General features: G+C 37.1%; 21 protein-coding genes and 1 pseudogene. All 22 read left to right on the top strand.

The window, feature by feature from the left end; translation table 11 throughout:
- The first annotated feature begins 10 nt into the window (after positions 1-10).
- The 22 genes and pseudogenes from dnaK to rpoD all read left to right on the top strand — a co-directional run bounded on the left by dnaK (position 11) and on the right by rpoD (position 21,397).
- The gene (dnaK, locus tag JFT95_RS19215; RefSeq protein ID WP_002015198.1) at positions 11-1,846 is read left to right on the top strand and encodes a chaperone protein DnaK; all 1,836 of its coding nucleotides are present in this window, start codon (positions 11-13) and stop codon (positions 1,844-1,846) included.
- Positions 1,847-2,048: 202 nt separating this feature from the next.
- Positions 2,049-3,152 carry a chaperone protein DnaJ gene (gene dnaJ / locus JFT95_RS19210; RefSeq protein WP_002129144.1) on the top strand — a complete coding sequence of 368 codons (1,104 nt, stop codon included), beginning with the start codon at positions 2,049-2,051 and terminating at the stop codon, positions 3,150-3,152.
- 28 nt (positions 3,153-3,180) lie between these two features.
- Complete coding sequence (prmA, locus tag JFT95_RS19205) at positions 3,181-4,119, top strand: 50S ribosomal protein L11 methyltransferase (protein ID WP_201052970.1); 939 nt, start codon at positions 3,181-3,183, stop codon at positions 4,117-4,119.
- A gap of 145 nt (positions 4,120-4,264) precedes the next feature.
- Positions 4,265-5,014 carry a 16S rRNA (uracil(1498)-N(3))-methyltransferase gene (locus JFT95_RS19200; protein ID WP_002015195.1) on the top strand — a complete coding sequence of 250 codons (750 nt, stop codon included), beginning with the start codon at positions 4,265-4,267 and terminating at the stop codon, positions 5,012-5,014.
- A 6-nt stretch (positions 5,015-5,020) separates the two neighbouring features.
- A complete protein-coding gene (gene mtaB, locus JFT95_RS19195) occupies positions 5,021-6,373 on the top strand; it encodes a tRNA (N(6)-L-threonylcarbamoyladenosine(37)-C(2))-methylthiotransferase MtaB (protein ID WP_078177912.1) in 1,353 nt (450 codons plus the stop codon).
- 465 nt (positions 6,374-6,838) lie between these two features.
- Positions 6,839-7,012: a 30S ribosomal protein S21 gene (gene rpsU, locus JFT95_RS19190; RefSeq protein WP_000048061.1), complete on the top strand. Its 174-nt coding sequence runs from the start codon at positions 6,839-6,841 to the stop codon at positions 7,010-7,012.
- 15 nt (positions 7,013-7,027) lie between these two features.
- A complete protein-coding gene (locus tag JFT95_RS19185; protein WP_000054578.1) occupies positions 7,028-7,471 on the top strand; it encodes a GatB/YqeY domain-containing protein in 444 nt (147 codons plus the stop codon).
- A gap of 107 nt (positions 7,472-7,578) precedes the next feature.
- Positions 7,579-7,872: a sporulation protein YqfC gene (gene yqfC / locus JFT95_RS19180; RefSeq protein ID WP_002067170.1), complete on the top strand. Its 294-nt coding sequence runs from the start codon at positions 7,579-7,581 to the stop codon at positions 7,870-7,872.
- Positions 7,873-8,121: 249 nt separating this feature from the next.
- Positions 8,122-9,320, top strand: a pseudogene (gene yqfD / locus JFT95_RS19175) (sporulation protein YqfD).
- A gap of 3 nt (positions 9,321-9,323) precedes the next feature.
- Entirely contained in the window at positions 9,324-10,283 is a 960-nt protein-coding gene (locus JFT95_RS19170; RefSeq protein ID WP_002015189.1) for a PhoH family protein, read from the top strand.
- A gap of 196 nt (positions 10,284-10,479) precedes the next feature.
- Positions 10,480-12,624: an HD family phosphohydrolase gene (locus JFT95_RS19165; protein WP_002015188.1), complete on the top strand. Its 2,145-nt coding sequence runs from the start codon at positions 10,480-10,482 to the stop codon at positions 12,622-12,624.
- Positions 12,621-13,091, top strand: a complete 471-nt coding sequence (gene ybeY, locus JFT95_RS19160; protein WP_002088675.1) for an rRNA maturation RNase YbeY — start codon at positions 12,621-12,623, stop codon at positions 13,089-13,091. Before JFT95_RS19165 ends, ybeY begins: the two co-directional genes overlap by 4 nt.
- Positions 13,088-13,441, top strand: coding sequence for a diacylglycerol kinase family protein (locus JFT95_RS19155; protein WP_002143170.1), 354 nt, complete (start codon positions 13,088-13,090; stop codon positions 13,439-13,441). The genes ybeY and JFT95_RS19155 overlap by 4 nt, the downstream gene beginning before the upstream one ends.
- Before the next feature lie 99 nt (positions 13,442-13,540).
- A complete protein-coding gene (locus JFT95_RS19150) occupies positions 13,541-13,939 on the top strand; it encodes a cytidine deaminase (protein WP_002015184.1) in 399 nt (132 codons plus the stop codon).
- The gene (gene era, locus JFT95_RS19145; protein WP_002088672.1) at positions 13,932-14,837 is read left to right on the top strand and encodes a GTPase Era; all 906 of its coding nucleotides are present in this window, start codon (positions 13,932-13,934) and stop codon (positions 14,835-14,837) included. Before JFT95_RS19150 ends, era begins: the two co-directional genes overlap by 8 nt.
- A 176-nt stretch (positions 14,838-15,013) precedes the next feature.
- Positions 15,014-15,157 (top strand): YqzL family protein, encoded by a 144-nt coding sequence (locus JFT95_RS19140; RefSeq protein ID WP_000883924.1) that lies wholly within the window; start codon positions 15,014-15,016, stop codon positions 15,155-15,157.
- Between the two features lie 33 nt (positions 15,158-15,190).
- Positions 15,191-15,937: a DNA repair protein RecO gene (recO, locus tag JFT95_RS19135; RefSeq protein ID WP_201052968.1), complete on the top strand. Its 747-nt coding sequence runs from the start codon at positions 15,191-15,193 to the stop codon at positions 15,935-15,937.
- A gap of 106 nt (positions 15,938-16,043) precedes the next feature.
- Entirely contained in the window at positions 16,044-16,676 is a 633-nt protein-coding gene (gene ccpN / locus JFT95_RS19130; RefSeq protein ID WP_002015181.1) for a transcriptional regulator CcpN, read from the top strand.
- Between the two features lie 29 nt (positions 16,677-16,705).
- The gene (locus tag JFT95_RS19125) at positions 16,706-17,518 is read left to right on the top strand and encodes a pyruvate, water dikinase regulatory protein (RefSeq protein ID WP_002015180.1); all 813 of its coding nucleotides are present in this window, start codon (positions 16,706-16,708) and stop codon (positions 17,516-17,518) included.
- 664 nt (positions 17,519-18,182) lie between these two features.
- Positions 18,183-18,326, top strand: coding sequence for a hypothetical protein (locus JFT95_RS19120; RefSeq protein ID WP_201052966.1), 144 nt, complete (start codon positions 18,183-18,185; stop codon positions 18,324-18,326).
- An 81-nt stretch (positions 18,327-18,407) separates the two neighbouring features.
- Entirely contained in the window at positions 18,408-20,210 is a 1,803-nt protein-coding gene (dnaG, locus tag JFT95_RS19115; protein WP_002015179.1) for a DNA primase, read from the top strand.
- A 59-nt stretch (positions 20,211-20,269) separates the two neighbouring features.
- Complete coding sequence (gene rpoD, locus JFT95_RS19110; RefSeq protein ID WP_000764062.1) at positions 20,270-21,397, top strand: RNA polymerase sigma factor RpoD; 1,128 nt, start codon at positions 20,270-20,272, stop codon at positions 21,395-21,397.
- Positions 21,398-21,469 lie beyond the last annotated feature (72 nt).

Genomic DNA, 21,469 nt, shown 5'->3' with positions numbered 1-21,469 from the left:
AGGATTCGCCATGAGTAAAATTATCGGTATTGACTTAGGTACAACAAACTCTTGTGTAGCTGTTATGGAAGGTGGAGAACCAAAGGTTATCCCAAATCCAGAAGGAAACCGTACAACACCTTCTGTTGTAGCTTTCAAAAATGAAGAGCGTCAAGTTGGGGAAGTTGCGAAGCGTCAAGCAATTACAAACCCAAATACAATCATGTCTGTTAAACGTCATATGGGTACAGACTACAAAGTAGAAGTTGAAGGTAAAGATTTTACACCTCAAGAAATTTCTGCAATCATTTTACAAAACTTAAAAGCTTCTGCTGAAGCATACTTAGGTGAAACAGTAACGAAAGCTGTTATTACAGTACCTGCATACTTCAACGATGCAGAGCGTCAAGCAACGAAAGATGCTGGTCGTATCGCTGGTTTAGAAGTTGAGCGTATCATTAACGAACCAACAGCCGCAGCACTTGCTTACGGTTTAGAAAAACAAGATGAAGAGCAAAAAATCTTAGTATATGACTTAGGTGGCGGTACATTTGATGTATCTATCCTTGAGTTAGCAGACGGCACATTCGAAGTTATTTCAACTGCTGGTGACAACCGTCTTGGTGGAGATGACTTTGACCAAGTTATCATCGATCATTTAGTAGCTGAATTCAAAAAAGAAAATAGCATTGATTTAAGCCAAGATAAAATGGCACTTCAACGTCTGAAAGATGCAGCTGAAAAAGCGAAGAAAGATCTTTCTGGTGTAACACAAACACAAATTTCATTACCATTCATTAGTGCTGGAGCTGCTGGCCCATTACACTTAGAATTAACGTTAACAAGAGCTAAATTCGAAGAAATTTCAGCTGGTCTTGTTGAAAGAACATTAGAGCCAACTCGTCGTGCATTAAAAGACGCTGGTTTTGCTCCAAGCGAATTAGATAAAGTTATCCTTGTTGGTGGATCTACTCGTATCCCAGCTGTACAAGAAGCAATTAAACGTGAAACTGGTAAAGAGCCATACAAAGGTGTAAACCCAGATGAAGTTGTAGCATTAGGTGCTGCAGTTCAAGGTGGCGTACTTACTGGTGATGTAGAGGGCGTTCTATTATTAGACGTAACTCCACTCTCTTTAGGTATCGAAACTATGGGCGGTGTGTTCACGAAACTAATCGAGCGTAACACTACAATTCCGACAAGTAAGTCACAAGTATTCTCAACAGCTGCTGATAACCAACCAGCGGTAGACATTCACGTACTACAAGGTGAGCGTCCAATGTCAGCTGACAACAAAACGTTAGGTCGTTTCCAATTAACAGACCTTCCGCCAGCACCACGTGGAATTCCACAAATCGAAGTAACATTCGATATTGATGCGAACGGTATCGTTAACGTACGTGCAAAAGACTTAGGAACAAGCAAAGAGCAAACTATTACAATCCAATCTTCTTCAGGTCTTTCTGATGAAGAAGTAGATCGTATGGTACAAGAAGCTGAATCAAATGCTGATGCTGACCAAAAACGTAAGGAAGAAGTTGAACTTCGTAACGAAGCTGACCAACTTGTATTCCAAACAGACAAAGTTGTAAAAGATTTAGAAGGTAAAGTAGATGCAGCTGAAGTAGCGAAAGCAACGGAAGCGAAAGAAGCATTACAAGCGGCAATCGAGAAAAACGAACTTGAAGAAATCCGTGTGAAAAAAGATGCTCTTCAAGAAATCGTACAACAATTAACTGTTAAATTATACGAGCAAGCTCAAGCGGCTGCAGGGCAAGCAGAAGGTGCACAAGGAGCACAAGACGCTGGCGCGAAAAAAGATAATGTAGTAGACGCTGAGTTTGAAGAAGTAAAAGAAGACAAGTAATACAGTGAAATAAAATAAGTAAGATGACAAAAAGTCAAAGTCAAGCGTGCCTTGGCTTTGGCTTTTTTCACGAATAAGAAGAAATGTGTGAGGATCTTAAGTTTTTTATTTTGCATACTGTAAGTGAGGAAACTTTGTTGCAAAGCACTTTCTTTCGGTGTTAAAATTACGTTTATGTGAAAGATTCGGGGGTTGCAAATTTATGAATAAACGAGACTATTATGAGGTCCTTGGACTTAGCCAGGGCGCTTCAAAAGATGAAATTAAAAAAGCGTATCGTCGTTTGGCTAAAAAATATCATCCAGACGTAAGTAAAGAAGAAAATGCAATTGAAAAGTTTAAAGAAGTACAAGAGGCATACGAAGTATTGAGCGATGATCAAAAGCGTGCGCAGTATGATCAATTTGGTCACGCTGGTCCGAATCAAGGTTTCGGTGGCGGAGGAGACTTCGGCGGTGGCTTCGGTTTCGAAGATATCTTTAGTTCATTCTTTGGCGGTGGCGGCAGACGTCGTGATCCAAATGCTCCACGTCAAGGTGCTGATTTACAATATCAAGTTACTTTAGAGTTTGAAGAAGCTATTTTTGGTAAAGAATTAAACGTTGAGATTCCAGTGGAGGATCCATGTGATACTTGTAAGGGTAGTGGAGCAAAACCAGGGACTTCAAAAGAAACATGTAAACATTGTTCAGGATCAGGGCAAGTAAGTGTAGAACAAAATACACCATTTGGGCGTATTGTAAACCGTCAAGCTTGTGGACATTGTTCAGGAACAGGTCAAATGATTAAAGAGAAATGTACGACATGCCATGGTTCTGGTAAAGTTCGTAAACGTAAAAAAATCAATGTTAAAATTCCAGCGGGTATCGATAATGGTCAACAAATTCGTGTATCTGGAAAAGGTGAAGCAGGCGTAAATGGCGGACCGGCAGGTGACTTATATGTTGTTGTTCATGTGAGAAATCATGAATTCTTTGAACGCGAAGGGGATCACATTATTTGCGAAATGCCAATAACATTTGCGCAAATGGCACTTGGTGCGGAAGTAGAAGTTCCTACCGTTCATGGCAAAGTGAAGCTGAAAATTCCAGCTGGAACACAAACAGGAACAGAATTCCGCTTAAAAGGAAAAGGTGCTCCGAACGTACGTGGATATGGTCAAGGAGATCAATATGTAGTCGTTCGTGTTGTTGTGCCGACGAAATTAACTTCACATCAAAAAGATTTATTGCGTGAATTTGCAGGGCAAGAAGAGCAGGATGATAGCTTATTCAGAAAGCTTAAACGTGCTTTCAAAGGGGAATAATGGAAATAAAAAATGGAGTTGGTAAATTGTGAAATGGTCAGAAATTAGTATTCATACAACAGAAGAAGCAGTAGAAGCTGTCTCTCATATTTTGCATGAAGCAGGCGCTAGCGGGGTTGCGATTGAGGACCCAGCGGAGTTGACGAAAGAGCGCAAGCAACAATACGGTGAGATTTATGCACTTAACCCAAATGAATATCCAAGTGAGGGTGTTTTGGTAAAAGCATATTTCCCACAAACGGATTCTTTAAACGAAACGGTTGCAGGTGTAAAATCATCTATTGATGCACTACCATCTTTCGACATCGAAATTGGTAAAGGAACTATTACAATTAATGAAGTCGATGAGGAAGATTGGGCTACTGCTTGGAAGAAGTATTATCATCCAGTTCAAATTTCTGATACATTCACAATTGTGCCGACGTGGGAAGAGTATACACCGTCTTCTCCAGATGAAAAAATTATTGAATTAGATCCAGGTATGGCGTTTGGTACAGGGACACATCCAACAACGACGATGTGTATTCGTGCGTTAGAAAAAACGGTTCAGCCAGGTGATACTGTGATTGATGTGGGGACAGGTTCGGGGGTACTTAGTATTGCTGCGGCAAAATTAGGTGCGGCTTCTGTTCAAGCGTATGATTTAGACCCAGTTGCAGTTGAAAGTGCAGAAATGAATGTGCGCTTAAATAAAACAGATGACATTGTCAATGTTGGACAGAATAGTCTATTAGAAGGTATTGAAGGTCCAGTTGATTTAATCGTAGCAAATTTACTAGCGGAAATTATTCTTCTATTCCCTGAAGATGCAGCGAGAGTTGTGAAGCCAGGTGGATTATTTATTACATCTGGTATTATTGGGGCGAAAGAAAAAGTAATTTCTGAAGCGTTAGAAACAGCTGGATTTTCAATTGAAGAAGTACTTCGAATGGAAGATTGGGTAGCAATTATTGCACGAAATGCGTAATATAGATTTTAGTCTATAAAGAACAGGGGAGTCTCTCACCGTATAGGGTGAGGGACTTGCCGTTTGTTATATGAAAATGATAACGTTTCGTTCTTTTCGTAAGTGTTGACTTACGAAAGGAACGAAACTCTACTAAGGTGATTATATGCAACGTTATTTTGTAGAAGAGAAATATGTAAATGAGACAAGTATTCGCATAATGGGTGATGATGTCCATCACATCGCAAGAGTGATGCGTATGTCAGCTGGTGACCACATTTATTGCTGTGTAAATGGTAAAACAGCAGAGTGTTCAATTGCTGAAATTACCAGTGAATTTGTGGATACCACTATTGTAGAATGGGTAGAGGCGTCAAGCGAACTTCCTGTGTTCGTGACGATTGCAAGTGGACTGCCGAAAGGAGACAAGCTAGAGTTAATTTTTCAAAAAGGAACTGAGCTTGGGGCAGCTGCATTTTTACCATTTCAAGCATCTCGATCTATTGTAAAGTGGGATGCGAAAAAAGCAGATAAAAAAGTTGAGCGTTTGAAAAAAATTGTAAAAGAAGCTGCGGAACAATCGCATAGAAGTGAAATTCCAGAAGTACACGTTCCCTCATCATTTAAACAACTGCTATCGATGAGTAGCGAGTATGATGTTTGCCTTGTTGCGTATGAGGAAGAAGCGAAACAAGGTGAGAAATCTAATTTTGCGAAAGCCTTAGCGACAATTAAACCAGGCCAAAAGCTGCTGATTGTATTTGGACCAGAAGGCGGTTTAGCGGAGGAAGAGATAACCGCACTTCGTGAACATAAATTTGTACCATGTAGTTTAGGACCAAGAATTTTAAGAACAGAAACGGCTCCGCTTTATGCGTTAAGTGCCGCTTCTTATCATTTTGAATTGATGGGGTGATAATCAATGGCAACTGTTGCGTTCCACACGTTAGGTTGTAAAGTAAACCACTATGAAACAGAAGCGATTTGGCAATTGTTTAAACAAGGTGGTTATGAAAGAACTGAATATGAAAAAAAATCTGATGTATACGTTATTAACACATGTACAGTAACGAATACTGGAGATAAAAAAAGCCGTCAAGTAATTAGACGTGCTGTACGTCAAAATCCAGATGCGGTAATTTGTGTAACGGGATGTTATGCACAAACATCTCCAGCGGAAATTATGGCGATTCCAGGTGTAGATATTGTTGTTGGTACGCAAGATCGTGAGAAGATGTTAGGATACATCGAAGAATTCCGTAAAGAGCGTCAACCAATTAATGCTGTCCGCAATATTATGAAAGCACGTGTATATGAAGAGCTCGATGTACCATATTTCACGGACCGTACACGTGCATCTTTAAAAATACAAGAAGGTTGTAATAACTTCTGTACATTTTGCATCATTCCTTGGGCGCGTGGTTTAATGCGTTCTCGTGATGGAAAAGAAGTTATTAAACAAGCGCAGCAATTAGTAGATGCGGGCTATAAAGAAATCGTATTAACAGGTATTCATACAGGTGGGTACGGTGAAGATATAAAAGAGTATAACTTAGCTGGATTACTGCGCGATATGGAAGCGGAAGTAGGCGGATTGAAACGCCTTCGTATTTCTTCTATTGAGGCGAGTCAAATTTCTGATGAAGTAATTGAAGTGTTAGATAAATCAGAAGTAGTTGTACGTCATTTGCATATTCCATTACAGTCAGGATCTAATACTGTATTGAAACGTATGCGCCGTAAGTATACGATGGAATTTTTCCAAGAGCGTTTAGATCGTTTGAAAGAAGCGTTACCAGGTCTTGCGATTACATCAGACGTAATTGTTGGATTCCCAGGCGAAACAGAAGAGGAATTCATGGAAACGTACAATTTCATTAAAGAGAATCGTTTCTCTGAATTACACGTTTTCCCTTATTCGAAACGTACAGGTACTCCAGCAGCACGTATGGAAGATCAAGTTCCTGAAGACGTGAAGAACGATCGTGTTCACCGTCTAATTGAGCTATCAAATCAATTAGCGAAAGAGTATGCTTCTAGATTTGAAGGTGAAGTACTTGAAATCATTCCGGAAGAGACATTTAAAGATGGTGACCGTGAAGGTTTATATGTAGGTTATACAGATAACTACTTAAAAATTGTGTTTGAAGGATCTGAAGAATTGATTGGTAAGCTAGTAAAAGTGAAAATTACAAAAGCTGGTTATCCATATAACGAAGCGCAGTTTGTTCGTGTTCTTGAAGATGATGTAAAAAAAGAATCAGCAAGCGCATAAAATGAAACTTTAATCAGTGGGGGATTTTGTTCATTCACGCTGATTATCAGCCTGACCCCACCTAAGTTCTTTGCTTTCGCTGAATTTTGAGGTGGGGGTCTTACTGTCCTGGCAAATAGCGGGATAAAAAGCATGCAAACGGAAATAATTTGCATGCTTTCTTTTTTTTGGGGGAGAAGTTAAGTACTGAAAAGGCAGGTACGTTGAATGAGTAGTTATTTAATGCTTTCTTGTATTAAAAAAGGTGTAATGATAAAAAATATAGTTGTCTTCAGGGGAAAAGGATAATAGCTATCTACATAGCTTTTGAACAGGTAAGGGCATCTATTCTTCTTTTATTCTGCCAAATAGTTGACCTGAAGTGATAAAATGTATTATAATCGTAAAAGACATGCTGAAGAAGGGTTTCTTTTTGCATGCTGAAATTAGTATGTAAGTGTGATGTTTCGGAGGGAGGGAAAGAGAATGTCAAAAACAGTCGTTCGTAAAAACGAGTCTTTGGAGGATGCACTTCGCCGTTTTAAAAGATCGGTTTCTAAAACTGGTACACTTGCTGAAGCAAGAAAGCGCGAGTTTTATGAAAAGCCAAGTGTAAAACGTAAGAAGAAATCTGAAGCGGCAAGAAAGCGTAAGTTCTAAGAGAGGGTGTAAGTTATGAGTCTTCTCGGTCGTTTAAACGATGATATGAAACAAGCGATGAAGAATAAACAAAAAGAAAAATTAACCGTTATTCGTATGGTTAAGGCTGCTTTACAAAATGAAGGTATTAAACTGCAACATACTCTTACTGAAGAAGAGGAATTAACAGTTTTAGCTCGTGAAGTAAAACAGTATAAGGACTCCCTCCTTGAATTTAAAAAAGCTGGTCGTGAAGACCTTGTTGATAAACTGCAAAGTGAAATTCAGATTTTAAGCGCATATTTGCCGGAGCAATTAACGGAAGAAGAACTAGCGGATATAATTAAGCAAGTTATTTCTGAAGTTGGTGCTACATCTAAAGCAGATATGGGTAAAGTGATGACTGCTGTTATGCCGAAAGTAAAAGGTAAAACAGACGGATCACTTGTGAATAAGCTGGTTATCCAGCTATTAGCATAAAAAAGCGTCTCATTTCGTATGAGACGTTTTTTTATGCTTTTTTCAGTTTGGACGTGATATTACAAGCTCTTTTTTCATACATATGGGATGAGAGGGGGTCTTTTGAGATGAAAAAAATAGAACAAATGAAGAATTGGTTAACGAAGCAAATAGACCTGCCAGTGGATGTGTTAATGGATCTACCTCGGATCACGCTTGTTGGGCAAGTACATATCTATATAGAAAATCATCGAGGATTATTAGTGTTTTCAGATAAAGAGGTAAGATTGCTATTGAAACATGGTCAATTATTAATTAAAGGTCAATCCTTTGTTATTAAAACAATCCTTCCAGAAGAACTGTTGCTTGAAGGGATTATTGAACAAGTGACGTTTTTAGAAAATGAAAAGAAAGAGGAGTGAGGAGAAACTTCCGTTTGTGGAGTTTTTCTTCGTTACCTTGTATTAACAGGCGGTAACGTTCTGGCCTCAATATTCGGTTCGTACAAAGAGGATAGGTGGGAATTGAGTTCCACGTAAAAAACTGGCTCGTGAAGGTTAATAATTAGTGAGGATCAAGGAATCTGCTAATTAAAATTTTAGTACGAGCTAGTTTGATAATTGAATTGAAAAGTAGTGTATCTACTTTTAGAAAGGTAGTGGAGATAGTCGATGAAAAATAAATGGTTTATAAAATGGCTTGGGTATGTAAAGGTGCGAATTGAAGGTAGAGGAGCGGAACGCTTTGTTAACGAGTGTGTGCGGAAGAAATTACTCGTTTGGGATGTAAAGAAGATAGCTGATGAAACGTTAGTTTTTTGTATGTTATTACGAGATGTGAAAAAGATAAAACCAATTTATAGAAAAAATGAATGTAAATTATATTTTATTGGACGTTACGGTTTTCCTTTTTGGAATAAGCGTGTAATTAAAAATAGTGGATTTTTAATTGGGTTTTTAATATTTTTTTCGGAATGATCGCATTGTCAAATATGGTGTGGAAAATTGAAATTACAGGAGCAAAACCTGAAACAGAATATATATTGATGAAAGAATTGGACAAAATGGGTATAAAAAAAGGTAAATTACAATTCCAAATGCCGAGTGTAGAAGATGTTCAACGTCATTTGACAGACAATATTAATGCGATTACTTGGGCGGGATTAGAAATAAGAGGGACAACATATCATTTTAAGATTGTTGAAAAAAATGAGCCGAAAAAAGAAAGTGAACAACAGCCACAAAACTTAGTAGCAAAAAAAGAAGGGATTATTACAAAAACATTTGTGGAAGTTGGGAAGCCGGTTGTCATGAAAAATGACCATGTGGAAAAGGGGCAACTTCTCGTATCCGGGATGTATGGTAATGAGGAGAATCCGACAGTTGTTTCGGCTAAAGGGATTGTATATGGAGAAACGTGGTATAAATCTGAGGTGGATGTTCCGTTAAAGACACAATTTCAAGTGTATACTGGTAATTCATACAATGAACATTTCCTTAAATTTGGGAGTACTAAAATAAAAATATGGGGATTTCTACAGGATAAGTATAAGCGCTCTCGTACTGAAAGTGTAAAACATGATGTGAAATTATTTGGATTTACATTACCAATTGCATACGAGAAAGATATTGTACGAGAAGAGGAAGAAGCGAACCGAGAATATACCGAAAAACAAGCAATGAAAGTAGCGAAAGAAATGGCAGAAAAAGAACTGAAGAAAAAATTGGATGAACATGCTATGATTGTAAGTGATAACATTTTGAGTAAAGAGGTTGAGGCGGATCACCTAAAGGTCACATTACATTATACAGTGATTGAAAATATTGCAGAGCCACAACCAATATCTGAATCCGATATTCAAGGAGACTGAGTAATGGCAGAACAATTAGTAGAAATGAACCAACAATTGGAAAATCCCAACGAAGCAATCGCTCTTTTTGGGGTAAATGATGCTCATTTAAAAGTAATTGAACGAGAACTTAGTGTATCGATTGTGACTAGAGGAGAATCTGTTCGTGTATCTGGGGCAGATGAAACTGTGGTGCTCGTAGAAAAAATCTTACAACAGTTACTTGTTGTTATCCGTAAAGGTGTATCAATTTCGGAAAGAGATGTTGCGTATGCGATTCAGCTTGGGCAACAAGGGAAAATTGCTCAATTCGAAGAATTATATGAAGAGGAAATTTTTAAAACGGCAAAAGGTAAATCCATTCGTGTGAAAACGATGGGGCAAAGACGATATATTCATGCAATGAAAAAGAATGATATTGTATTTGGGATAGGACCTGCTGGGACAGGAAAAACATACTTAGCCGTAGTAATGGCTGTGAGAGCTTTAAAGCAAGGGTATGTAAAGAAAATTATTTTAACAAGACCTGCTGTAGAAGCTGGAGAGAGCTTAGGGTTTTTACCAGGTGATTTGAAAGAAAAAGTAGATCCGTATTTACGTCCACTATATGATGCGTTACATGATATTCTTGGACAAGAATATACACAACGTATGATGGAACGTGGTGTAATTGAAATTGCACCTCTTGCTTATATGAGAGGGCGTACTCTGGATGATTCATTTGTTATATTAGATGAGGCGCAAAATACAACTGGTGTTCAAATAAAAATGTTTTTAACACGATTAGGTTTTAGTTCTAAAATGGTTATTACGGGGGATCCCTCACAGGTAGACTTGCCAAAAGGGGTAAAGTCAGGTCTTTCTATTGCTGCTAATATTTTATCTGGTGTATCAGGTCTTTCGTTCATAACATTGGAACAAACGGACGTTGTGAGACACCCATTAGTGCAACGTATTATTGAGGCATATGATAAAATGGAATGATCCTATTTGTCAGGATCATTTCTTTTTGTATGATAAGGTTGGCGAATGACATATTTTTTACTATCATTAAAGACGAGGGAAATAAACTATAGGTGATAGTGGATAAAAATGTTGTCCAAAAAGTATCGTTACCTAGAAGAAATGAAAGCTATAAATAGTTTCACTTTATTTCTGGAGAGGAGAAGGTATTGAAATCATGTCAAGATCTCAAGAAATTTCTAAGTGGTTTCGTAATTTACAACATTCGAAAAAACTAAGTTGGATTTCTTACGTTTTATTAGGGGCAGTGCTGTTTTTTGCACTTATGAATAATGTAAAACCAGAGCAATTAGATGTTACAACATATTCTATTGCGAAAAAAACAATCCATTCTCCTATTAAAATTGAAGATAAAGTTACAACGGACAAAAAGAAAAAAGAAGCCGCTACAAAAGTTGAAGATCAATATACATATAAAAGTGAGTATAAACAAAATAAAGTGGATATTGTGAATGACGTCTTTGCTAAAGTAGATGAAGTGATACAAGAGATTAAAGCGGTTGGACCGGATGAGCAAAAAAAGATTACTGATGCTGAAAAAGTGGACAAGTTGAAAAAAAAATTGCCTACTGATTTAACGAAAGAATTATCTGATTCAAACTTACTAAACTTAATTAATGCGGATTCGAACCAATTAGTATTAGCGAAAGATGCAACAGTTACAGCTATTAATAGTATCATGACTGAGCATGTTAAAATGGATGAATTGAAGGATGCGAAGGAACGATATGTAAGTGAGATGAATAGTGTTAATGTTGATAATGGTTTAAAGGAATCTATTAAGGCGTTAGGGAAATATGCGATTTCTGCAAACTATTTTTATGATCCGACCTTAACAAAAGAGAAGAGAAAAGCGGAAGAAGATTTAGTTCCACCTGTTTATATTCTTCAAGGGCAAGTCCTTGTTAGAGAAGGTGAAACGATTTCAAGTGATATGTACAATCAGTTGAAATTAGTTGGCCTGTTAGAAAAAGGGAACAGTTTTCAACCCTATGTTGGGTTAGCGGTACTCATTGGTGTGCTATTGTACTTTATGCATAAGCAGTTTGAAGTGTTTTTACAGCGGAAAAGAGAAGATAGGCCGTATGTCTTAGCGTATATTACAATTTTGTCTATCACGATTGTTTTAATGAAAATCATTAGTTTGTTTCAAAAGCTTGAGTATGCAGGAATCGCGTATGTTGTTCCAGTTGCAATGGGAACAATACTTGTAAAATTAATGATTGGTGATCGATTTGTATTTTTAACGAGTATGATCTTTTCTGTATGCGGAAGTATTATGTTTAATGAAGGTGTAACGAGTACACTGAATTATAGTGTGGGGATTTATGTTTTATTAAGTTCATTATCAGTTAGTATTTTCTTGAGAGAAAAAAATCGTCGTACGATGATTTTACAAGCTGGTATACTCGTTTCTGTATTAAATGTAGTCGTATTAGCGGCTTTGCTATTATTACGTAACGGGAATTTTTCGCCTCTTGAAATTGGGGTGCAATTATTAATGGCTGCTGTTTCGGGTATTATCTCTTCTGTTCTAGCTATGGGGATTTTACCGTATTTAGAAAGTGGTCTTGGGATTGTATCGAGTATGAAATTGATGGAACTTTCAAGTCCGAATCACCCGCTTTTGCGTAAAATTTTATTAGAAGCACCAGGTACATATCACCATAGTGTAATGGTAGCTAATCTCTCAGAAGCTGCTTGTGAAGCAGTTGGAGCAAATGGAGTATTAGCGCGTGTAGGGGCGTATTATCATGATGTAGGGAAAACGGTACAACCACAGTTTTTTATTGAAAACCAAATGGGTATTGAAAACCCGCATGATAGATTAGACCCTGTAACGAGCAAAGATATTATAATTGCTCATGTAACCGATGGGGTGAGAATGTTAGAAGAACACCATATACCTCAAGAAATTATCGATATTGCTGGACAGCATCATGGTACAACGTTACTTAAATATTTTTATTATAATGCGATTAAAGAAGATAAAGAGAAATATACGGAGGAAATGTTCCGCTATCCAGGATCAAAAGCAACTTCTAAAGAGTCGGCGATCGTTGGTATTGCTGATAGTGTGGAAGCGGCGGTACGTTCGATGAACCATCCAACACCAGATCAGATTAATAATTTAGTGCAAAGTATTATTAAAGATCGCCTGCAAGATGGTCAATTTAGTGAATGTGATTTGACATTTAAGGAACTACAAATCGTTGGAAAAACGTTATGTGAAACGTTAAATGGTATTTTCCATTCCCGTATTACATATCCGGAACCGCCGGAAGAAAAGGAGAAAGAATGAGTTTATTAATTGATTTTATTGATGAAACAGAAGAAGTGAAAGACGAATATATAAGTTTGATTCGAGGTTTAGTAGAGAAAGCAGCCCAAATGGAGAACATAGAAGAAGGCGCAGAATTATCGGTTACATTTGTAGATAATGAACGTATTCGTGAAATAAACCGTGATTACCGAGATAAGGATCAGCCTACGGACGTTATTTCTTTTGCTATGGAAGAAATGGGAGAAGGCGAAATGGAAATTGTCGGTGCAGAGATGCCGCGTATGTTAGGAGATCTTATTATTTCTATTCCAAGAGCAAAAGAACAAGCTGAAGAATATGGACATTCTTTTGATCGAGAACTTGGGTTTTTAGCACTACATGGCTTTTTGCATTTGCTTGGTTATGATCATATGACAGAAGAAGATGAGAAAGAAATGTTTGGAAGACAAAAAGAAATTTTAGAGGCCTTTGGATTAGGACGATGAAAACAGGAAAACTTTTAGATAGTTTTGGATATGCTATAGCTGGTATATACTTTTGTCTTCGTCATGAACGAAATATGAAAATTCATTATTTAGCCGCAGTCATCGTTATATGCTGCGGCTTTTATTTCCATATTACAACAATGGAATGGATTGTCGTACTTATTGTGATAGGGATTGTAATGAGTTTAGAGATGGTGAATACGGCTATTGAAAAAACAGTAGACTTAGCAACCGTCGATATTCATCCGGTTGCCAAAATTGCAAAGGATGTTGCAGCAGGGGCAGTTTTATTATTTGCAATTATAGCTGCTGTAATTGGTGCTATTATCTTTTTACCGTATATGGTATAGTTGCATTCCGAAGCTTTTATTAAGCTTTGGGAGCGCCGTGAAGGCCTTTAATGAAAGAGTGTATCTATTCACATCTATGAACGGAAAGGATGCGGGAATATGAATAGCAAACAATTAATTCAAGAAGCAACCGAAGCGCGTAAACGAGCGTACGTACCATATTCTAAATTTCAAGTAGGTGCAGCTTTACTAACTCAGGATGGAAAAATATATCGTGGATGTAATGTTGAAAATGCATCATATGGTTTATGTAACTGTGCAGAACGAACAGCTTTATTTAAGGCAATTTCTGAAGGGGATAACGAGTTTGTAGCTATTGCAGTCGTAGCGGATACAAAGCGTCCAGTACCTCCTTGTGGAGCATGTCGACAAGTTATGATAGAATTATGTAAACAGGATACGAAAGTATACCTATCAAACTTACATGGTGATGTTCAAGAGACAACAGTCGGAGAATTGTTACCAGGAGCATTTTTAGCGGAGGATTTACATGAATAGAAAAGGTTATAAATCAGGTTTTGTCTCTATTATTGGCAGACCGAATGTTGGGAAATCTACATTTTTAAATCGTATTATTGGCCAAAAAATTGCCATTATGAGCGATAAGCCACAAACAACTCGTAATAAAATTCAAGGTGTATATACAGAAAATGATTCACAAGTAGTTTTCATTGATACACCAGGAATACATAAACCTAAACATAAACTAGGCGATTTCATGGTGAAGATGGCTCAAACGACATTAAAAGAAGTTGATATTGTTTTGTTTATGGTCAATGCAACTGAAGGATATGGTCGTGGTGAGGAATTTATTATTGAGAAATTACAAGAAACGAAACAACCGGTATTTTTGGTAATTAATAAAATTGACCAACTTCATCCAGAGCAATTGCTGGAGTTGATTGATCAATATCGTAAATTATATGAGTTCGCGGAGATTGTGCCAATTTCTGCATTGGACGGTAATAACGTTGAAGCGTTAATCGGAGCAATTAAAAAGTATTTACCAGAAGGACCGCAATATTACCCGGATAATCAAGTAACGGATCATCCAGAGCGATTTATTATTTCAGAGCTTATTCGTGAAAAAGTATTACATTTAACACGTGAAGAAGTACCGCATTCTGTAGCGGTTGTTATTGATGCAATTCAAAAGCGTGAGGGCGGAGCGGTTTATATAAACGCAACGATTGTTGTTGAACGTGCATCACAAAAAGGAATTATTATAGGTAAGCAAGGGAAGATGTTAAAAGAAGTCGGTAAGAGAGCTCGTTTTGACATTGAAGCACTTCTTGGTTCTAAAGTATTTTTAGAAGTATGGGTGAAAGTGCAAAAAGATTGGCGTAATAAGATGTCACAGCTTCGTGACCTTGGTTTCCGTGAAGACGAGTATTAATATGAAGTAAAGTTGTGATCAGTGGATGTTTTGTTCATCCGCTGATTATTGGTTTTTATGAACCTTGATAAATTAGGAAAAATTTTTCTCACATGAAAATGAACAAAATGGGTCAACTTAATAACAACAAAAGAAATTGGTTTATAGGCTACGCTTATTGAGAAAGGTGGATTCTTATGCTAGATTTTACCTGGAAGTTTTTCTCCAAAACAGGAAGCATTGAAACGTATTTGCTTTTGAAAGAAATGGAAAAAGACGTAAACGATGAGATGGATCAACATGAAGAGGAGTTAGCGCATCTAGACTCTCCAATTTCTTGACCCGTTTTGTTCAAACCTTGGATGGTGACGAACATGTTTCAAAAAGTTGAGGGCATTGTTATCCGTACGACAGATTACGGAGAAACAAATAAGATTGTTACAATATACTCACGGGAATTTGGTAAGGTAAGTGCAATGGCAAGAGGGGCGAAAAAGCCGAAGAGTCGGTTAGCAGCTATTTCGCAACTTATGACACATGGTCATTTTCTTATTCAAATGGGATCTGGACTTGGAACTTTGCAACAAGGCGAGATTATTTCATCTATGAAAGAAATTCGCGAGGATATATTTTTAACTGCTTATGCATCATTTATTATTGAATTAACCGATAAAGCAACAGAAGATAAGAAGCATAATCCGTATTTATTTGAAATGTTATATCAAACGTTGCATTATATGTGTGAGGGTGTTGATCCAGAAGTATTATCATTAATTTATCAAACGAAAATGCTTCCGGTATTAGGGATGCGCCCGTACTTTGATACATGTGCTATTTGTCATCAAGAAACAGATTTTGTCGCCTTCTCTGTCCGGGAAGGCGGTTTTCTGTGCTCGCGTCATGCGGAGCAAGATCCGTATCGTATTCCGGTGGGAGAGGCTGTTCATAAATTATTACGTCTCTTTTTTCACTTTGATTTACACCGGCTCGGTAATGTATCGGTGAAGGATAGTACAAAAAAACAAATGCGCACAGTATTGAATACATATTATGACGAATATTGTGGGATTTATTTGAAAACAAGGCGTTTCTTGGAACAAATTGATAAGTTTCAAATATAAAAAGGGCCGTATACGGTCCTTTTTACATACTTTCTTTTTCGAATAGCATATTTAGTATATAATATTTAAGAGATAGTATAACTTTTTTCGTTGTGCATTAAAGGTGGTGATTATCATAGAGCTGAATAAACGGCAAGAGCATATCATTCAGATTGTAAAAGATCACGGTCCTATTACAGGGGAGTCAATTGCTGGGCAATTGGGTTTAACACGTGCAACGCTAAGACCAGACTTAGCAATTTTAACGATGGCTGGTTATTTAGAAGCGCGTCCACGTGTAGGTTATTTTTATACGGGTAAAACCGGGGGACAGCTATTATCTGAAGCTGTTAAGAAAATTAAAGTGCAAGATTATCAATCTAGACCGGCTGTAATTGATAAAAATGTATCAGTATACGATGCAATCTGTACTATGTTTCTAGAGGACGTTGGTACATTATTTGTTGTAGATCAAGCTACTTTATTAGTTGGCGTTGTATCTCGTAAAGATTTATTACGAGCTAGCTTAGGAAAGCAGGATTTAACCTCTCTTCCGGTTAATATTATCATGACAAGGATGCCAAACATTGCGATGTGTCGCAGGGAGGATTCTTTATATGATATTGCGATGGAATTAATAGAAAGACAGATTGATGCGATGCCGGTTGTGAAGGATACGAAACAAGGTTTAGAAGTGATTGGACGAATTACAAAAACAAATATTACACGTGCGTTTGTAAATTTAGTAAATAACGAATAAGTGTAATTTGTTTAAAGTGAGGTAATGTAATGGATAATAAAATCGTATATGTCGTATCTGACTCTGTAGGAGAAACGGCTGATTTGGTTGTTAGAGCGGCAATGGGACAGTTCCCATTCGCTCCTGATATTAGGCGTGTACCGTATGTAGAAGATACAGGGACATTAAAAGAAGTAATCTCGATTGCCAAGAGCAATCAAGCGCTTATTTGTTTTACGTTAGTAAAGCCTGATATGCGTCAATATTTATTGACAGAAGCGGCAAAAGAAGGAGTAGAGGCATACGATATTATCGGACCTCTTATCGATCAAATTGAAGAAATTACAGGGCAAGTACCAAGGTATGAGCCAGGTGTCGTTCGAAGATTAGATGAAGAGTACTTTAAAAAAATTGAAGCGATTGAATTTGCAGTTAAGTATGATGATGGTAGAGATGCACGTGGTATTTTAAAAGCTGATATCGTGTTGATTGGAATTTCACGTACATCAAAAACACCACTTTCACAATATTTAGCGCATAACAAACGTTTGAAAGTTGCTAATGTACCACTTGTACCGGAAGTGGATCCGCCTGAGGAATTATATCAAGTGGCAAAAGAGAAATGTTTCGGTTTGAAAATTATACCAGATAAGTTAAATCATATTCGAAAAGAACGATTGAAATCACTTGGATTAAGTGATGGAGCAACATATGCAAATATTAATCGTATTCAAGAAGAAATTGATCATTTTGAGGAAGTAATTAGTAAAATAAATTGTCAAGTGATTGATGTATCAAATAAGGCAATTGAAGAAACAGCAAATATTATTGTGAATGCAGTGCAAAACCAAAAAATGTTTTAGCACATTTACCAAAGGTGAATGTGCTTTTTTCGCTCGTGAGAAGGCGTTAGAGGAAGATGCGAAGTAGAGCATGAACTTTCGGCTTAATAATAGAATATAGCGGAATGGTTATACTTATATTCTTCTGTTTTTTAATTATGCTAAAGGAACGATTTCGTTATCTTTAAGTGTAAGATGAAAATTAAAGGGATATGTAGCGTAGTTGAAGAAAATATATTATAATAAAAAATTGTGATAAAAACCTATATTTTACGTTTAGACTTTAATTTTTCAGAATAAACTAGGGATAGGATTTTCGAAAAAGACATGTATTTACGTTAAATCGACAAAATCTAGACAAGAAAACGCACATTATGGAAGGATTCACAGAAGGGATGTAGAATACAGAAATATGCAAAACATCAGATAAGATATTATTTGATGCAGATGCGTATCCCGTGAAGAATGCAATTGTGCAAGTTGAAACAAAATTTTATGTCGAAATTTTGTTTGTCGTATCCTATGCTCATCGTTCAAGAAAACAGCAAGGTAATTGGGTCTATGTAGATTCTGAGCAAGATGAAGTTGACTGTGATATTTATTAACATGCAAAAGCTACAGATCTCATGATCATACAGGCTATAGTGCTTCTTGCTAGTCTTCTTGTGAAAAAGGAGTATATGTATTGTCTCCAAGAGATACATTTGTAACAGATGAGCAAATGTATACAATTTTATATAGTAGTATGTATCTGCGAATTTACGCAGACTGGGGACTTATACGAAAGGTCCAAAATCGTTTACACAATGTGATCGACAGTACTTTCTAACAAATTTAGAAAAATATTGTCGAATTATAAAGGAATCTTTTAATTTATATCGAATACAAAATACGACACGGAGATGGAGTTATGGGGAACAGAATTCCTGAAGAAGTTGTTGAACAGATTCGGACATCATCCGATATTGTAGAAGTGATTGGTGAGTATGTTCAACTTAGAAAGCAGGGGCGTAACTATTTCGGCCTTTGTCCATTTCATGGTGAGAATTCTCCTTCATTCTCTGTTTCATCTGATAAGCAAATTTTTCATTGTTTCGGATGTGGAGAAGGTGGAAATGTATTTTCTTTTCTTATGAAAATGGAAGGACTTGCTTTCACAGAGGCTGTTCAAAAGCTTGGCGAAAGAAATGGAATTGCAGTTGCAGAATATACATCAGGGCAAGGACAACAACAACAAGAAGACATATCTGATGACACTGTCATCATGCAACAGGCTCATGAACTTTTGAAAAAGTATTATCATCATTTATTAGTAAATACAGAAGAAGGAAATGAAGCACTTTCATATTTATTAAAACGTGGTATTACAAAAGAGATGATTGAGAAATTTGAAATTGGTTATGCATCACAAGCTTGGGATGCAGCAACGAAAATTTTACAAAAAAGAGGTTTGTCGCTATCTAGTATGGAACAGGCTGGCCTTCTTGTAAGAAGTGAGAAGGATGGCAGTCATTATGACCGCTTCCGCGGAAGAGTTATGTTTCCGATTTATACTTTACAAGGTAAGGTGATAGCGTTTAGTGGAAGGGCATTAGGAGATGACACTCCGAAATATTTGAATAGTCCTGAAACACCGATTTTTTACAAAAGTAAGCTGTTGTATAATTTCCACCAAGCAAGGCCGTTTATTAGAAAACGTGGGCAGGTTGTCCTTTTTGAAGGTTATGCCGATGTACTAGCCGCGGTGAAAAGTGGTGTGGAAGAAGCTGTTGCGACAATGGGAACAGCTTTAACTGAAGAACAAGCGAAACTTCTGCGACGTAACGTTGAAACTGTTGTTCTTTGCTATGATGGTGATAAAGCAGGGCGAGAAGCGACGATGAAAGCAGGGCAATTACTATTGCAAGTTGGTTGCCAAGTGAAAGTTACATCCTTGCCAGATAAGCTTGACCCTGATGAATATGTGCAACAATATGGGACAACCGCTTTTGAAAATCTTGTGAAATCAAGTATAAGTTTTGTTGGTTTCAAAATAAATTATTTGCGTTTAGGGAAAAATTTGCAAGATGAGTCTGGCAAAGAAGAATATGTAAAAAGTGTTTTAAAAGAGTTATCATTGCTACAGGATGCGATGCAGGCGGAATCCTATTTAAAATCATTATCGCAAGAATTTTCGTATTCAATGGAAACACTTTTGAATCAATTGCACCAATATCGCAAAGAACAAAAGGTACAGCAAAAACAAATAAAGCAGGTTTCTAAGCCATCTCAAATTGTTCAAACGAAACCGAAATTAACAGGTTTTGAAAGGGCAGAAAGAGAAATTATTTACCATATGTTGCAAAGTGCAGAAGTGACAGTGCGTATGGAACCTCATATAGAAGATTTTTATACAGAAGAACATAAAGGGATTTTATATGAACTATACGCATATTATGAAAAGGGAAATGAACCTTCAGTCGGAACATTTTTAAGTTGGCTCTCTGATGAAAAGTTGAAAAATATTATTACTGATATTTCGACGGATGAATTTATTAATCCAGAGTACACAGAAGAAGCGTTACAAGGTCATTTGGAGGCGCTAAGACGCCATAAAGAAAAACTTGAAAAGATGGAAATTATCTTTAAAGTAAAACAAATGGAAAAAACAGATCCTGTAGAGGCTGCTAAATATTATGTGGCATATTTACAAAGTCAAAAAGCAAGAAAATAGCTTTTTCGATAAAGTTTTAGTATAATGAATGTTTGTATCTCGCGTAAGGAGGGGAACAGATGGCTGATAAACCAGCTCGTTCTAAACAAATTGAAACTGAAATGACCCTTGAGCAAGTGAAAGAACAACTCACTGAGCTCGGAAAAAAACGTGGCGTTCTTACATATGAAGAGATTGCAGAACGCATGAATGGATTTGAAATTGAATCCGATCAAATGGATGAATACTATGAATATTTAGGTGAACAAGGGATTGACTTAGTTGGTGACAATGACAACGACGAAGGTCCTAATAATCGTCAAATTACAAAAACGGAAGAAGAATTTGACCTTAATGATTTAAGTGTGCCGCCAGGTGTGAAAATCAATGACCCTGTTCGTATGTACTTAAAAGAAATTGGTCGTGTAGACTTACTATCTGCTGAAGAAGAAATTCGACTTGCGACACGTATTGAAGAAGGCGATGAAGAAGCAAAACGCCGTCTTGCGGAAGCAAACTTACGTCTTGTAGTAAGTATTGCAAAGCGCTACGTGGGCCGTGGTATGCTTTTCTTAGACTTAATCCAAGAAGGAAATATGGGTCTAATTAAGGCAGTTGAAAAGTTCGACTACCGTAAAGGTTTTAAATTTAGTACGTATGCAACTTGGTGGATTCGCCAAGCTATTACACGTGCGATTGCAGACCAAGCGCGAACAATTCGTATTCCAGTTCATATGGTTGAAACAATTAATAAGTTAATCCGTGTACAACGTCAATTATTACAAGATTTAGGACGCGAACCATCTCCTGAAGAGATTGGTGAAGAAATGGATCTTGCTCCAGAAAAAGTACGCGAAATCTTAAAGATTGCACAGGAGCCAGTTTCTCTTGAAACACCAATTGGTGAAGAAGACGACTCCCATTTAGGTGACTTTATCGAAGACCAAGAAGCAACATCGCCTGCGGACCATGCAGCGTATGAATTGCTAAAAGAACAATTAGAAGATGTGTTAGATACACTAACAGATCGTGAAGAAAATGTTCTGCGTCTTCGTTTTGGTTTAGATGATGGACGAACTCGTACGCTTGAAGAAGTTGGGAAAGTATTCGGCGTAACGAGAGAACGTATTCGTCAAATTGAAGCGAAAGCACTTCGCAAATTAAGACATCCAAGCCGTAGTAAGCGTCTTAAGGATTTCTTAGAATAGGCTACCTTTAAGTTTACTTCACTTTTGTGAAGTAAACTTTTTTATTTTGTTAATTTTTGTTAAAATTTATCT

Source organism: Bacillus sp. TH17 (assembly GCF_016651125.1).
GTDB lineage: Bacteria > Bacillota > Bacilli > Bacillales > Bacillaceae_G > Bacillus_A > Bacillus_A mycoides.
This window is presented reverse-complemented; position numbering and strand designations above follow the sequence as displayed.

Bases quoted from the DNA above. Each gene is read 5' to 3' on its own strand.
- dnaK (WP_002015198.1), top strand. From the start codon at position 11: ATGAGTAAAATTATCGGTATTGACTTAGGTACAACAAACTCTTGTGTA.
- dnaJ (WP_002129144.1), top strand. From the start codon at position 2,049: ATGAATAAACGAGACTATTATGAGGTCCTTGGACTTAGCCAGGGCGCT.
- JFT95_RS19200 (WP_002015195.1), top strand. From the start codon at position 4,265: ATGCAACGTTATTTTGTAGAAGAGAAATATGTAAATGAGACAAGTATT.
- mtaB (WP_078177912.1), top strand. From the start codon at position 5,021: ATGGCAACTGTTGCGTTCCACACGTTAGGTTGTAAAGTAAACCACTAT.
- rpsU (WP_000048061.1), top strand. From the start codon at position 6,839: ATGTCAAAAACAGTCGTTCGTAAAAACGAGTCTTTGGAGGATGCACTT.
- JFT95_RS19185 (WP_000054578.1), top strand. From the start codon at position 7,028: ATGAGTCTTCTCGGTCGTTTAAACGATGATATGAAACAAGCGATGAAG.
- yqfC (WP_002067170.1), top strand. From the start codon at position 7,579: ATGAAAAAAATAGAACAAATGAAGAATTGGTTAACGAAGCAAATAGAC.
- JFT95_RS19170 (WP_002015189.1), top strand. From the start codon at position 9,324: ATGGCAGAACAATTAGTAGAAATGAACCAACAATTGGAAAATCCCAAC.
- JFT95_RS19165 (WP_002015188.1), top strand. From the start codon at position 10,480: ATGTCAAGATCTCAAGAAATTTCTAAGTGGTTTCGTAATTTACAACAT.
- ybeY (WP_002088675.1), top strand. From the start codon at position 12,621: ATGAGTTTATTAATTGATTTTATTGATGAAACAGAAGAAGTGAAAGAC.
- JFT95_RS19155 (WP_002143170.1), top strand. From the start codon at position 13,088: ATGAAAACAGGAAAACTTTTAGATAGTTTTGGATATGCTATAGCTGGT.
- JFT95_RS19150 (WP_002015184.1), top strand. From the start codon at position 13,541: ATGAATAGCAAACAATTAATTCAAGAAGCAACCGAAGCGCGTAAACGA.
- era (WP_002088672.1), top strand. From the start codon at position 13,932: ATGAATAGAAAAGGTTATAAATCAGGTTTTGTCTCTATTATTGGCAGA.
- JFT95_RS19140 (WP_000883924.1), top strand. From the start codon at position 15,014: ATGCTAGATTTTACCTGGAAGTTTTTCTCCAAAACAGGAAGCATTGAA.
- recO (WP_201052968.1), top strand. From the start codon at position 15,191: ATGTTTCAAAAAGTTGAGGGCATTGTTATCCGTACGACAGATTACGGA.
- JFT95_RS19125 (WP_002015180.1), top strand. From the start codon at position 16,706: ATGGATAATAAAATCGTATATGTCGTATCTGACTCTGTAGGAGAAACG.
- dnaG (WP_002015179.1), top strand. From the start codon at position 18,408: ATGGGGAACAGAATTCCTGAAGAAGTTGTTGAACAGATTCGGACATCA.
- rpoD (WP_000764062.1), top strand. From the start codon at position 20,270: ATGGCTGATAAACCAGCTCGTTCTAAACAAATTGAAACTGAAATGACC.